Annotated in this window: 14 protein-coding genes; 6 read left to right on the top strand and 8 right to left on the bottom strand. The window is 66.1% G+C overall.

Annotation, left to right across the window (positions count from 1 at the left end):
• Positions 1 to 99: 99 nt before the first annotated feature.
• The 3 genes from C0V72_RS15045 to C0V72_RS15055 all read right to left on the bottom strand — a co-directional run bounded on the left by C0V72_RS15045 (position 100) and on the right by C0V72_RS15055 (position 2,955).
• Positions 100 to 774 (bottom strand): response regulator transcription factor, encoded by a 675-nt coding sequence (locus C0V72_RS15045; RefSeq protein WP_101794959.1) that lies wholly within the window; start codon positions 772 to 774, stop codon positions 100 to 102.
• A gap of 173 nt (positions 775 to 947) precedes the next feature.
• Positions 948 to 1,688, bottom strand: a complete 741-nt coding sequence (locus C0V72_RS15050) for an SDR family NAD(P)-dependent oxidoreductase (protein ID WP_101794960.1) — start codon at positions 1,686 to 1,688, stop codon at positions 948 to 950.
• A 124-nt stretch (positions 1,689 to 1,812) separates the two neighbouring features.
• A complete protein-coding gene (locus tag C0V72_RS15055) occupies positions 1,813 to 2,955 on the bottom strand; it encodes an acyl-CoA dehydrogenase family protein (protein WP_101794961.1) in 1,143 nt (380 codons plus the stop codon).
• Between the two features lie 165 nt (positions 2,956 to 3,120).
• Between C0V72_RS15055 and C0V72_RS15060 the strand changes: the two genes are divergently transcribed.
• On the top strand, positions 3,121 to 3,474 hold the full coding sequence (locus C0V72_RS15060; RefSeq protein ID WP_101794962.1) for a hypothetical protein: 354 nt from the start codon (positions 3,121 to 3,123) through the stop codon (positions 3,472 to 3,474).
• A 223-nt stretch (positions 3,475 to 3,697) separates the two neighbouring features.
• Here the strand turns inward: C0V72_RS15060 and C0V72_RS15065 are convergent, their stop codons facing one another.
• The 3 genes from C0V72_RS15065 to C0V72_RS15075 form a co-directional block, all read right to left on the bottom strand.
• Positions 3,698 to 4,513 carry a ferredoxin--NADP reductase gene (locus tag C0V72_RS15065; protein ID WP_101794963.1) on the bottom strand — a complete coding sequence of 272 codons (816 nt, stop codon included), beginning with the start codon at positions 4,511 to 4,513 and terminating at the stop codon, positions 3,698 to 3,700.
• 157 nt (positions 4,514 to 4,670) lie between these two features.
• On the bottom strand, positions 4,671 to 5,711 hold the full coding sequence (locus C0V72_RS15070; RefSeq protein ID WP_101794964.1) for a Fe(3+) ABC transporter substrate-binding protein: 1,041 nt from the start codon (positions 5,709 to 5,711) through the stop codon (positions 4,671 to 4,673).
• 44 nt (positions 5,712 to 5,755) lie between these two features.
• Positions 5,756 to 6,808 (bottom strand): ABC transporter ATP-binding protein, encoded by a 1,053-nt coding sequence (locus C0V72_RS15075; protein ID WP_233999973.1) that lies wholly within the window; start codon positions 6,806 to 6,808, stop codon positions 5,756 to 5,758.
• A 35-nt stretch (positions 6,809 to 6,843) separates the two neighbouring features.
• On the opposite strand from C0V72_RS15075, the gene C0V72_RS15080 reads away from it, so the two are divergent.
• From C0V72_RS15080 to C0V72_RS16475, 5 genes are all read left to right on the top strand, one after another.
• Positions 6,844 to 8,511, top strand: a complete 1,668-nt coding sequence (locus C0V72_RS15080) for an ABC transporter permease (protein WP_233999974.1) — start codon at positions 6,844 to 6,846, stop codon at positions 8,509 to 8,511.
• Between the two features lie 106 nt (positions 8,512 to 8,617).
• Complete coding sequence (gene bchI, locus C0V72_RS15085) at positions 8,618 to 9,619, top strand: magnesium chelatase ATPase subunit I (protein WP_101794965.1); 1,002 nt, start codon at positions 8,618 to 8,620, stop codon at positions 9,617 to 9,619.
• A complete protein-coding gene (locus C0V72_RS15090) occupies positions 9,616 to 11,310 on the top strand; it encodes a magnesium chelatase subunit D (protein ID WP_324761550.1) in 1,695 nt (564 codons plus the stop codon). Before bchI ends, C0V72_RS15090 begins: the two co-directional genes overlap by 4 nt.
• Complete coding sequence (bchO, locus tag C0V72_RS15095; protein WP_101794966.1) at positions 11,307 to 12,197, top strand: alpha/beta fold hydrolase BchO; 891 nt, start codon at positions 11,307 to 11,309, stop codon at positions 12,195 to 12,197. The genes C0V72_RS15090 and bchO overlap by 4 nt, the downstream gene beginning before the upstream one ends.
• Complete coding sequence (locus C0V72_RS16475; RefSeq protein WP_172439057.1) at positions 12,190 to 12,357, top strand: hypothetical protein; 168 nt, start codon at positions 12,190 to 12,192, stop codon at positions 12,355 to 12,357. Before bchO ends, C0V72_RS16475 begins: the two co-directional genes overlap by 8 nt.
• Positions 12,358 to 12,387: 30 nt before the next feature.
• On the opposite strand, the gene C0V72_RS15100 is transcribed toward C0V72_RS16475, so the two are convergent.
• Together C0V72_RS15100 and C0V72_RS15105 are read right to left on the bottom strand one after the other, a co-directional pair.
• A complete protein-coding gene (locus C0V72_RS15100) occupies positions 12,388 to 12,999 on the bottom strand; it encodes a response regulator (RefSeq protein ID WP_101794967.1) in 612 nt (203 codons plus the stop codon).
• The coding region (locus C0V72_RS15105; protein ID WP_143704628.1) for a response regulator at positions 12,987 to 13,306 on the bottom strand (320 nt) is incomplete at its 5' end. The genes C0V72_RS15105 and C0V72_RS15100, both read right to left, overlap by 13 nt.

The raw sequence follows: 13,306 nt of genomic DNA on the forward strand, positions 1-13,306 counted from the left end.
CCCGGAAGACCATCCGCCGGGAAATCGATCAGGCCAAGGCGACACCTCGTAAAGCTGGATGTCGCCTTACGGCTCCTGTGAACTGTCCTTCAACACCCCTCACCCCACGTCGAAGACATACCCCAGTGACCTGACCGTGCGCAGCGGGTTGCCGCCGCCTGCGGCCTTGATCGCGCGGCGCAGGCGGCCGATCCATACGTCCACGGTGCGCTCGTCAATCGGCGGCTCGCGCTTGCCGAGGCCGCCGATCAGGTCCTCGCGCGTCAGCACGCGATTGGGGTTTTCGGCAAGGAAGCGCAGCAGGCGGAATTCGTTGGGGCGCAGCACGATCGGCACGCCTGCCCAGCGCGCCTGCAACGCTGCCATGTCGATCACCAGCGCGCCAAGCTCGAACCGCTGGGTCGCGTGCCGCTCTGCCCCGCGCGATTGCAGGGCCAGCACCCGGTCGAGCACGGCGGTGCGCGTCAGCGGCCCGATCACGTAATCATCCGCCCCTGCCCTGAGCGCACGGCGGCGATCCTCGGCATCGTCCGCTTCCAGCACCATCGTCACATGCGCGTCCTGCGTGCGGGGATCGGCGCGGAGGCGGCGGCACAGTTCCAGTCCGGCAAGGTCGGGCATCACCCAGTCGACAAAGGCCCACATCGGCCCTTCGACCAGCCGCCGTGGGCCTTCCGGGCCAAGCCGGTCGAAGGTGAAGCGGCGCTGATCATGGACGAAATCATCAAGGCTTTCGCCCAGTTCGCCTGTCAGGAAGATATTGACGACATCCATGCGCTTGCGTGCCCCGGTTTCACCGGGGAGTGGCGCAGGCGTGTGACGCGTTTATGACGGAATTACAGCGGCGTGTCGCAATCAGACTGCGCGGGTGCGAGGCGCTGTTGGAATGTTGGAGCACAGCGCGCCCGAATGCCGCAATTCAAATGGCATTTCATCAACTTACCCCCTCAGGACAGGGTCAACCCCCCATCCACGACCAGCGTTTGCCCGGTGATGTAGGCCGACAGCGGCGAAGCAAGGAACAGCGCGGCACCGGCCATATCTTCGGGCGTGCCCGTGCGGCGCAGGGGGATCCGTTTGAGGCTGGCCTCAAGACGTTCGGGGCTATTGGTGGTGACGCTCGTCAGCTTGGTCGGCACCAGCCCCGGCGCGATGCCGTTGACGCGGATGCCATCGCGCGCCCAGGCCTCGCCCAGCGTCTTGGTGAGGCTCGCCGCACCCGCTTTGGATGCCGCATAGGCAGGCGTGCCGATGGTCGATTGGAAGGCGGCGACGCTGGAGACGATGATGATTGTCCCCTGCGTTTGCGCCAGCGCGGGGTGGAAGGCGCGGGCGGCGTCCATCACCGAATTGAGGTTGATGTCGACCACCGCATCCCACCCCTCTCGGGTGAACTCCTGCCGCCCGTAACGCACAGTACCCTGGCACAGCACCAGCACATCGAGAGAGCCGAAATCTTCCGCCAGCCTGTCCGCCGCCTCGCGATCGGTGAGGTCGAGTTGGCAGTAATCGAGGCCGGTGAAGTCTGAATCCTCAGCCTCAAGGTAATCGCCGAAATCGGGCCGCGTGCCGGTGACGGTCACGCTCGCCCCGCGCTGGCGGAACCCGTGCGCGATGCCATTCCCGATCCCGCTCGACCCGCCGATGACGAGGACGCGTTTGCCGGTGAAGTCGAGGGGATCGGTCATGTCAGGTTGCTCCGCACTTCTTCTCCCTTCCCCTTGGGGAAGGGCCGGGGATGGGGGTTCGACGGCCGCGGAGGCAGAGCCCCCACCCCCAACCCCTCCCCGCCGGGGAGGGGAGAATCAAGGCTCAGATGCTCCGCGAGATCACTTCCTTCATGATCTCGTTCGTGCCGCCGAAGATCCGCGTCACCCGCGCGTCGCGCCACAGGCGGGCGATGGCATATTCGTTCATGTAGCCCGCCCCGCCGTGGAGTTGCAGCGCGGTGTCGCAACATTCCCACTGGAGGTCGGTGTGCCACAGCTTGGCCGCGCTGGCTTCGGCGGTGGTCAGCTCGCCTGCGAGGTGCTTGCGGATCGCCCAGTCGAGATGCGCCCAGCCCACTTGCAGCTTGGCCTTGAGGTCGGCGAGGGTGAACTTGGTGTTCTGGAATTCGAACACGGTCTTGCCGAAAGCCTTGCGGTCCTTGGTGAATGTCACCGCCTCGTCAAACGCCCGCTGCGCCGCCGCCTGCGCGCCGACCGCGATGCCGAGGCGTTCCTGCGGCAGCTCTTCCATCAGGTGCACGAAGCCCATCCCTTCCGCGCCGAGGATGTTGGTCATCGGCACGCGGCAATCGTTGAAGAACAGCTCGGAGGTATCGGCGGCGTGCTGCCCGATCTTGTCGAGATTGCGCCCGCGCTCGAAGCCGGGGGTGTCGGCGTCGACCAGCACGAGGCTGATGCCCTTCGCGCCCTTTTCGGGATCGGTCTTGGCGACCACGATCACGCAATCGGCGTTCTGGCCGTTGGTGATGTAGGTTTTCGACCCGTTTATGACGAGGTGATTGCCGTCCTTCTTCGCCGTGGTGCGGATGCCCTGAAGGTCGGAGCCTGCGCCCGGTTCGGTCATGGCAATCGCGGTGATGATGTCGCCGCTGACCATGCCGGGCAGATACTTGGCGCGCTGTTCGGGGTTGCCAAGGCGCTCGAAATAGTTCGCGGTGATGTCGTTCTGGAGCGTGAAGCCCGCCGAGGAACCGAGGTAGGACAGCTCCTCGGTCAGCACGCAGTTGAAGCCGAAATCGAGGCCGAGGCCGCCGTTTTCCTCCTTCACCGTCATGCACAGCATGCCCGCGTCGCCCATCTTTTTCCAGACGTCGCGCGGGACGATGCCGTCAGCTTCGTGCTGGTCCATGTGCGGGGTCAGATGCTCGGCAAAGACCTTGCGGACTGTGTCGCGGAAGGCTTCGTGGTCTTCATTATAGGCGGTGCGATAGGAAGTCGCGAGCATGGGGGTTCTCTCCGGGCAAATGGGTTTTGATTTGAGACGATTGAACAGCGCGAAGGGGTGAGGGTCAAGCGCGAAAGTGGGGGTGGGCCGCGGCTTGCGGGATGAGGGCAATGCGAACATCATGATAAGTTGGCGATCTCATGGATCGCAGCACGAAAGGGACGCATGGAAACGCTTACAGCCGAGATGATTGAGGCGATCATATTAGAGTTCCAATCGATGCCCGGAGACATCTTGAAATCCTATCGAGACCCGCTGGGACGCAAGCCGAATGAGCGCCTTCTTTGTTTGCGGGACTCGATCGCTTGCATCGACGATGAGACTTTGGAGGCGCTGATCAGGGATGTGGTCGATGCTGCCGTCTTCCAAATGGTCTATCTGATGGGTGCGGGCTTCAAGTCCGGCCTGGACCTTGCCGTCAATCGCGGAGATGAACGCGAAAGCCTGAAGGGTGCCGTCCTCCATGAGGACTACCGGGCGCGCATCAATTCTGGCGGCCTACCGGTAAAAACAGCGTGAGCGGCTGTAGAACGTCCCTATCGTCATCCCAGCGAAAGCTGGGACCTAGGGCGGCAAGCGCTGCCCTGTGAGGCTCTAGGCCCCAGCTTGCGCTGGGGTGACGGATGAGGTCTGAACTCAAGCCACTTCGTCACCCCGGACTTGATCCGGGGCTAGGCTTCTTCTTGGAGTCCGGACAAAGGGCAGCCAAGCCCCGTGTCAAGCACGGGGCGACGGGAGGGGACTAACCCACAAACGCCCGCTCGATCACGAACTGCCCCGGCTTGTTGTTCGCGCCTTCCTCGAACCCGCGGCGTTCCAGATCGGCGGCGTGGTCCTTGATCATCGCCATGCTCCCGCACAGCATCACGCGGTCTTCGTCCGGCACGAACCGCTGCGGGCCCTTCGACTGCTCGAACAGCCGCCCATCGTCGATCAGCGCCTGAATCCGGCCCTGCGTGCGGAAGGGTTCGCGGGTCACGGTGGGGACGTAGATCATCTTCGCGCGGTCTTCGTCTTCGAGCAGCGGGTCGCCTTCGAGCTTGCTTTCCAGCAGCTCGCGATAGGCCAGCTCGTTCACGTTGCGCACCGAATGCACCACGATCACTTCCTCGAACATCCCGTAAACCTCGGGATCGCGCACGAGGCTCATGAAGGGCGCAAGGCCAGTGCCGGTCGATAGCATGAACAATCGCTTGCCCGGCAGCAGCGCGTCGGTCACCAGCGTGCCGGTCGGCTTCTTGCCGAGGTAGATCGGATCGCCGACCTTGATGTGCTGCAACCGCGAGGTCAGCGGGCCATCCTGCACCTTGATCGACAGGAACTCCAATTCCTCCTCGTACGAAGGCGAGGCGACCGAATAGGCGCGCAGCAGCGGCTTGCCGTTGTCGCCCGGCAGGCCGATCATCACGAACTCGCCCGACCGGAAGCGGAAGGACGCAGGGCGCGTCATCTTCAGCGTGAACAGCCCGTCGGTCCAGTGGTGGACATAGGTGATCGTCTCAACGGAGAGCGCCGCGCTTTCAGTGAACTGGTCGCGGGTCAGAGTGGGCTGGTTCAAAACGGGCCTCGAAGAAAGAGTCAGCGCCGCGCAGCTGTGCGGCCGGAATGGGGGCGCAAATGGACGACAAGCGCGCCCCCTTCAAGACAGTTTAGCGATATGGGGTGAAAGCGGGCCTTGATTTGTCGCCTTGCGCGCTGGCACCGCCCCCCGCCGATCAGTTCCAGCCGGCGCGGTCGAAAATCTTCACCGCTTCGGCCTGCCCCTTGCCAATGTCCGCGACGCTCAGGGTATCAGCCTTGAAAGCGCCCAGCGCTTCCACCGCCGAATTGGCCTTCAGCCCGATGGCGGCCGGGTATTCGTTATTGCCATCGGCAAAATACCGCTGCGCGCTTTCGGAGGTCAGGTATTCGAGAAACTTGATGGCGTTGTCGCGGTTGGGGGCGGTCTTGACCAGCCCTGCCCCGCTGACATTGACGTGGGTCCCTGCCCCCGCCTGATCGGGAAAGATCACGCCGACCTTGTCGAAGATCGCCTTGCCCTTGGCGTCCCCACCGGCATAGCGCGCAAGGTAATAGGTATTGACCACGGAGATGCGGCATTGGCCGGCGGCCACCGCTTCGATCATCGACGTGTCATTGCCCTGGGGGGGCTGCTTGAAATTGGCGACCACGCCCTTGGTCCAGCTTTCCGCCTCGGCCGCGCCCTTGTGGGCGATGATGCTGGAGAGCAGCGAGATATTGTAGATATTGGACGACGAACGCATGCAGACCTGCCCCTTGAAGGCAGGATTGGCGAGATCGGCGTACTTGGCGAGGCCTTGCGGAACGCCGGCGGCCTTGTCGTAAATGATGATCCGCGCGCGGGTCGACAGGCCGAACCACAGGCCTTGGGGATGGCGCAGGTTTTCGGGCAGACGCTCCTTCAGCAGCGGCGAATCGACGGGGGCAAGAATGCCCGCTTCCTCGGCCCGCCACAGGCGACCGGCATCGACAGTGATCAGCAGGTCAGCCGGGCTGAATTCGCCCTCGGCGCCGATCCGTTCGATCAGCGCGTCGGCATCGGCTTCGATCCGGTTGACCTTGATCCCGGTCTCTTTGGTGAAATCTTCATAGAGCGCCAGATCGGTGTCGTAGTGGCGCGAGGAATAGATGTTGACCTCGCCCGTGATCGGCGCGCTCTCGCCGCCGCCCTCGCTGTCCTGCGCGCAGGCGGCAAGGCTAACGCTGGCAAGGGCGGCAAGAAGCAGTCTTTTCATCGGAACGAGGGCTTTCTGTGGATTGTTGCGAATGACTTGCAATATTATCCCGTCGCTTGCAAGGCCGAACTGCGCACAAAGGCCCGCACGCTTTCGGGATCGGGCAGCACGCTGTAAGTTTTGCCCGCGTCGACCGGCAGCGCGGTCTCGACCGAGATGGCCGCGCCTTCGGCGCCCTCCAGCAGCACGCGGCTGCGCGGGCCCAGCAAGTGGACGTCGCGCACCCGGCAGCCGCGCACATCAGCCACCGGCACCAGCCGGTCAGCGTGCACCAGCAGATCAAGCGCCTGACCGGGCGGCAGCATTTCGGGCAGGCCGGCACCAAGGCTGGCCAAAGGCCACAGACCGAAGGCTGTATCCAGACCGTCTTCGGTACGGGCGCCTGCGATGATTTGCGCACCGCTGAAGATCGCGCCGACAGCCGCATTGGCAGGGGCACCGTGAAGCTCTTCAGGCGTGCCGAACTGGACGATCCGCCCGCCTTCCATCACCGCAATCCGGTCAGCGATGTCCAGCGCCTCGGCCGGATCGTGGGTGACGAGAATCACGGTCGAGCCTGCTTCGCGCAGCAGGATGCGGCATTCGCGGCGCAGCGCGCGGCGCAGGACGATATCGACGCTGGCGAAGGGTTCGTCCATCAGCAGCACCTGCGGGCGCGGTGCCATCGCGCGGGCGAGCGCGGCGCGCTGTTGTTGGCCACCCGAAAGTTCATGCGGATAGCGCGCGCCCATGCCTGCAAGGCCGACCTTGGCGAGCCAGCCATCCGCCTCACCGCGCCGCTCCTTCGGCAGCCCGAAGGCGACATTGGCGCTGAGCGTCATGTGCGGAAACAAGGCGCCATCCTGAAACACCAGACCCACCGGGCGCGCCTCTGGCGGAGGGCTGGCGGCCATGTCAGCCAGCACCGCGCCCCCCAGCGCGATCTCGCCCTGCTGTACGCGCAGCAAGCCCGCCGTCAGCCCAAGCAGTGTTGACTTCCCGCAACCCGACGCGCCAAGCAGACAGGTGATCTCACCCGCGGGCGCGGTGAAGCTGATATCCTCCAGCGCCTGCACCTGACCATAAGCATGGGCAATATGACGAAATTCGAGGCTCAATGACGGATCCTGCCCATTCCAGTTGGGGATTTCAGGTGAGCCGCCTTAGGCAATTTGCGGCTCCCAAGGCAAGCAAACCCGCAGACGCGGCCGGCTGGACACTGGCGGCGCTGATGATTGCAGCGCTGGCGGGGCTGCCGATTGGCGCTGTGCTGTGGGCGTCGCTGGCAGGCGCGGGTGAAGGCCTGCGCGATCTGGCAGCGACCGTCCTGCCGACCTACATCGCCAACACCGCTTTGCTGATGCTGCTTGCTGGCGGCATTGCCGCAAGCGTGGGCACCGGCTGCGCCTGGCTGATTGCCGCCACGCGGTTTCCGGGGCGCCGCCTGCTGGGCTGGGCACTGGTGCTGCCGCTGGCGCTGCCTGCCTACCTTGCCGCCTATATCTATGCCGACATGCTCGATTTTGCCGGTCCGGTGCAAACGGCCTTGCGCGCAGCGACGGGCTGGGGAGCGGACGATTACGCCCTTCCCGACATCCGCTCGCTAGGCGGCGGGGCGTTTGTGCTGGGCTTCGTGCTGTATCCTTATGTCTATCTGCTCGCGCGTACCGCCTTTGCGACGCAAAGCCGCACCCAGTTTCGTGCCGCCCGCAGTCTGGGCGCGCGCCCGGCGCGGGCGTTCTGGCAGGTCGCCCTTCCGGCGGCCCGCCCGGCGATTGCCGGCGGCCTCGCGCTGGTTTTGATGGAGGTGCTCGCTGATTTTGGCGTCGCCGAATACTTCGCGATCCCCACCTTTTCGACCGGGATCTTCCGCGCCTGGCTGGCCATGGGCGACAAGGCAGCAGCGCTGAAGCTGGCGGCGGTCATGCTGGTGTTCGTGATCGCGCTGGTCACATGGGAAGCCCGCACCCGGCGCGGGCGCAGCGACAGCCGCGATGGCCTTGCCGCACGCCCGAATGATGATGACCCCCTGGTCGCGCTGTCTGCGCTGGGCCAGGGACTGGCGCTGGTCGCCTGCATGATACCGGTGCTGATCGGCTTTGTGCTGCCGGCTGCTTATCTGGCGAGCCTTGCCCTAACCGACACCGCGCAGGCCGCAGCGGGGGAACTTCCCGCCTATCTGCGCGGCAGCCTGTGGTTGGGTCTTGCGACCGCTACCCTGTGCCTTTTCGCGGCGTTGCTGCTGGCCTTTGCGCGCGCGCGGTCGCCATCGGGCGCCGTCGCCAGTGCGATCCGGGTTGCGACGTTGGGCTATGCCCTGCCCGGCGCGCTGCTGGCTGTGGGGCTGCTGGTCCCGCTCGGCAGCTTCGATCAGAGCCTCACGCGGTTTGCGCGCGACAATCTGGGCTGGAGCGGCGGGTTGCTGCTGACCGGCACCAGCGCCCTGCTGGTCTATGCGCTGTCGGTGCGCTTCATGACGGTCGCTTATAACAGCGTCAGCAGCGGGTTGGCGCGCATTCCGCCGGGCCTTGATGCCGCCGCGCGGAGCCTCGGCGCTGGCCCTGCCCGCGTGCTGGCGCGGATCTATGCGCCTCTCCTCGCCCCGAGCCTTGCAGGGGCCGGCGCGCTGGTGTTCATCGACACCTTGCGCGAACTGCCCGCCACGCTGATCCTGCGCCCCTTCAACCTTGAGACGCTGGCCACCCGCACCTATCGCCTTGCCAGTGATGAACGCCTGGTCGAAGCCGCCATCCCCGCGCTCATCCTGCTGGCAGCGGGGCTACTGCCCGTGCTGGTGCTGAACCGGCTGGGGAAGCGCTAGCTTCCTGGACCACCCGCCACCGTCATGTGGCAGCGCATAAAAACTGTCCAGCCGGCCTGTCACATGACTTGTCCGAAACGCTTCAACGGTTCACAAGGCTCCCCACATGGCACGCTTCCCTTTTTCCGCGATCGTCGGTCAGGACGAAATGAAACTCGCGCTGCTGATTGCAGCGGTCGATCCCAGCATTGGCGGTGTCATGGTGTTCGGCGACCGCGGCACCGGCAAGTCCACCGCCGCGCGCGCGCTGGCCGGATTGCTGCCACCGATCATGGCGGCCGATGGCTGTGTCTATGGCTGTTCGGCGGACGATCAGGCACGCTATCCGGGCGTGTGCGGCACCGGCAAGATGGTGAAACGCGCCGTCCCTTTCGTCGACATGCCGCTGGGCGCGACCGAGGATCGGGTGATCGGCAGCCTCGATCTCGAGCGGGCGCTGCGATCGGGCGAAAAGGCGTTCGAACCCGGCCTGCTAGCCAAGGCGCACCGGGGTTTCCTTTACATCGACGAGATCAATCTGCTCGAAGACCATCTGGTCGACCTGCTGCTGGATGTGGCCGCCTCGGGCGAAAACGTGGTTGAACGCGAAGGGCTTTCGGTCCGCCACCCGGCCAAGTTCGTGCTGATTGGCAGCGGCAACCCCGAGGAAGGGGAACTTCGTCCGCAATTGCTCGACCGCTTCGGCCTGTCGGTCGAAGTGCGCAGCCCCAAGGATATCGAAGTGCGCATCGCGATCATGCGCCTCGTCGCCGAGAACGAGCGCGATCCGCAGAGCTTTGCGTCGCGCTGGGCAGGGGAAGACGAGAAAATCCTGAAGCGCGTCGCCAAGGGCAAGGCGCGCCTGCCCAAGCTGGAGGCGGGGGATGATGTGCTGCGCGATGCCGCCGAACTGTGCCTGGCTGTGGGCGCGGATGGATTGCGGGGCGAGCTGACCTTGATGCGGGCAGCCCGCGCGCTGGCGGCGCTGGACGGCGCCAAAAGCGTCACCCGCAAGCATCTTGTCACCATCGCGCCCCTCGCACTGCGCCACCGGCTGCGGCGCGATGTGCTGGACGAGACAGGCTCCACCGTGCGCATTACCCGGGCGATTGCCGAGCTGTTCGGATGATGCCCGGCAGCGCCGCCGATCCGCTGGCCGATGCGGTGCTGGCGGCGCGGTTGTTCGTGCTCGCGCCGCAGGTGTTCAGGGGAATGACATTGCGCGGGTCCAGCCCGGCGCGCGATGCGCTGGTGGCGGCTTTGGGAGCGGCAATCGCACTCAGACGGATGCCGGGCCATGTCGATGACGAGCGCCTGCTGGGCGGGATCGATCTGGCCGCCAGCCTGTCGTCCGGCCGCCCGGTTCGTCAGACCGGGCTGATCGAGGAAGCGCGCGGCGGGGCCTTGCTCGCAGGCATGGCCGAACGGATGGATAGCAGCATCGCCGGGCGTCTTGCCCAGGCGCTTGACGACGGCCAGGCCGCGCTGGTGCTGCTGGACGATGCAACGGAGGCTGAGGAGGTGCCGCCCGTCAGCCTGACCGAAAGGCTCGCCTTTGCATGCGATCTGGCCGCCTCGCGCGAATGGCGCGGCGTGACGCTGGAACCTGCGGCAGGCACGCTGACACAGGTCGCGCCGCTTGATGATGATGCTCTGCGCGCACTGGCCGCTACCGCCGAAGCGCTGGGGGTGGACAGCGTGCGGGCGCTGATTTTTGCCGGTGCCGCCGCGCGCGGTCTCGCCGCGCTTGCGGGCCGGGATGCGGCAACCAAGAGTGATCTGGCAGGCGCAGTGCGGCTGGTGCTCGCCCCGCGCGCCACCCGGCTGCCGCCGCCCGAAGAGGATGCGCCCCCCGAAGACCAGCCTCCGCCGCCGCCCCCGGACAGCGAGCGGGACGATCAAACTGACAACGAACAGCAACAGCCCGAGCCTAATCTGTCCGAACTGCTGGTCGAAGCGGCCAAGGCAGCAATCCCGGCGGACCTGCTGGCACAGCTTGCCCAAGGCAAAGCCCCGCGCCGGGCTAGCAGCAGCGGCACCGGCCAGAAACGCAAAGCCGCCACGCGCGGTAAGCCCTTGGGGGCGCGTCCTGGCATGCCGCGCGGCGGGGCCAAGCTGGCGCTGATCGACAGCCTGCGGGCTGCCGTGCCGTGGCAGGCGGTGCGCAAGCGCGAGGCCGGTGCAGACGCCAATTCCGCTATCATCATGCGCAAGGAAGACCTGCGCATCCGCCGGTTTGAGGAACGCAGCCCCCGCGTCACGATCTTTGCCGTGGATGCCTCAGGCTCTGCCGCCGCAGCGCGCCTGGCCGAGGCCAAGGGCGCGGTCGAGCTGATGCTGGGCCAAGCCTATGTCACCCGGTCGGAGGTCGCATTGGTAGCGTTTCGGGGGACAAGCGCCGACCTGATCCTGCCGCCGACCCGCAGCCTCACCCGCGCGCGGCGCACGCTCGCCGAATTGCCCGGCGGCGGGGGCACGCCGCTCGCCATGGGCCTCAATGTCGCGCGCGAGGTCGCCGAAGCGGTGATCGCGCGCGGGCGCAGTGCGGCGCTCGTGATCCTGACCGATGGCCGCGCGAATATCGCCGCCGACGGCGCCCCCGGCCGGCCGCAGGCTGCCGCCGATGCCGAAGCTGCCGCCAAGGCTATCCACGCGCGCGGGATTGATGCGCTGGTGGTCGATATCTCGGCCCGCCCCGGCCCCGAAGGCGCAGAACTCGCCCGCGCTCTGGGCGGCCGCTTCCTCGCCTTGCCGCGCGCCGATGCGCGGATGATCCAAGCCGCGATCAACGCTGTCCAGCCGATCGGCAAGGCGGCATGAGCGCGCTCGACTGGAACCGCGAGGGCCTGATCTGGCCGCACCGCGATACCAGCGCGTTCGTGCAGGTGGGCCGCGCCCGCTGGCATGTGCAAACCATGGGTTCCGGCCCGCCGCTACTGCTGCTCCACGGCACGGGCGCGTCTGTCCATTCATGGCGCGGGCTGATGCCGCTGCTGGCTAAGACCCACACCGTGATCGCGCCCGATCTTCCCCGCCACGCCTTTACGACCGGGCACGATGCTTACGCGATGAGCCTGCCCGCGATGGCGCGCGAGATTGTCGCGCTGCTGACAGCGCTGGACGTTCAGCCCACAGCGATCATCGGCCATTCGGCGGGCGCGGCGATTGCGCTGCAAGTGGCGCTGGATCACGGCTTCACCGGCCCGGTCATCGGCCTCAACTCCGCCCTGCGCCCCTTCCCCGGCCCCTTCGCGCAGATTTTTCCGGCGGTGGCCAAGGCGTTGTTCGTCAACCCCTTCGTGCCCCGCATCTTTGCCAGCAGCATCGATCTTGTCGGCGGCGCCAGAAAGTTCCTGTGGCGCTCCACCCACTCGCAGATCGATGCAGACGGGCTGGCCTGTTATCGCACGCTGCTCAAACACCCCGGCCATGCCGGCGGGGCGTTGGCGATGATGGCGAACTGGGACTTGCCCGGCCTGCGACTACGGATGGGCGAGGTGCGCAATCCGGTGCTGCTGGTCCACGGCGCGAATGATCCGGCGATCCCGCTCGACTGGGCAAGAGACGCGGCGGGCTGGCTGGCGGGGGCCCGGCTGGACGTTCTGGCTGGTCTGGGCCATCTTGCCCATGAGGAAGCCCCCGAACAGGCCGCCGCGCTGATCGCTGCCTTCCTTGCCGAACACGCTCAGGAGACACGCCATGAATAGCGGCAATTACGGCTGGATCGAACTCGTGCTGTTCTATGGCATCGCGATCGGGTTTGGGCTGTGGCAGTGGCTGTCGATGGACCGGCTGCTCAAGAAGACCCGGGCCGAGAAGGCCGCCAAGCAAGCCGCCGAACAAGACAGCAATCCGCCCTCGCCCTGACGCTGCTGTCCTGTCCGGCTCAGCACAACGTCAGCATAGGGCCCGCTCGCGCGCGATCATTGCAGCGTGAGTCCGGTTGCGGGCTTCCAGCTTGCGGCAGATCATCTTGACGTGCAGCTTGATCGTCGGTTCGCGCAGGCCCAGATCGCGGGCGATTTCCTTGTTGGCCTTGCCCGCACAGAGCCGCGCCAGCACTTCGACTTCGCGCGGCGACAGGCCGGACGGTGACGGTTCTTCGGCCTGCGCGGGACGGTGCAGCTCCAGCGGCATGTACGTCTCGCCCGCCGCCATGAAGCGGATCGCATTGACAAGCGATCGGCCCGGCAAGGTCTTGGGCAGGTATCCTGCCGCGCCCAGCGCCAGCACCTTTTCCGCGACACCCGGAGGGCTGAGGCCCGACATCAGCGCAACCCGCCCCCCGCCGTTGGCAGCAATGGCCTGTTCCAGCCCGCTATAGCCCTCCATGCCCGGCATCCCGTAATCGAGCACCACCAGATCGAATGGAGTTTGTGCCGCAGCAATGCAGCCAAGCGCGTCATTCAGATTGGCGGCTGTTTCCACCGCAAACTGCCCTTCGGCTTCGAGGTAGGAACGCAGCACATCGCGCAGCAATTCGTGGTCATCGGCAATCAGGATGTGCACTTTGTGGTCCTTTCACGCGCTGCCATCAGCGCGGCAATAGCAGCCGAAGCGAGTTGCGCTGTGCCGGCGGGCTTGCCGAGCACACCGTCAAACAGCCCGACCTGGCCCTGATGCAATTGGTGGATGCGCGGCTGAGCGGTCAGCAGCACGATCGGCAAATCGGGGCGCAGCTTGCGCAAGCTGCGCGCCAGCTCGGCCCCGGTCATGCCGGGCATGTCGTAATCGGTGATCACCAGATCCCACACTGCCGCGCCCTCTCTGATCGCGGCAATGGCATCCGGCGCGGCAAGGCAGGGGCCGGCCTCGG

It is taken from the genome of Porphyrobacter sp. TH134 (genome assembly GCF_002855495.1).
Lineage (GTDB): Bacteria > Pseudomonadota > Alphaproteobacteria > Sphingomonadales > Sphingomonadaceae > Erythrobacter.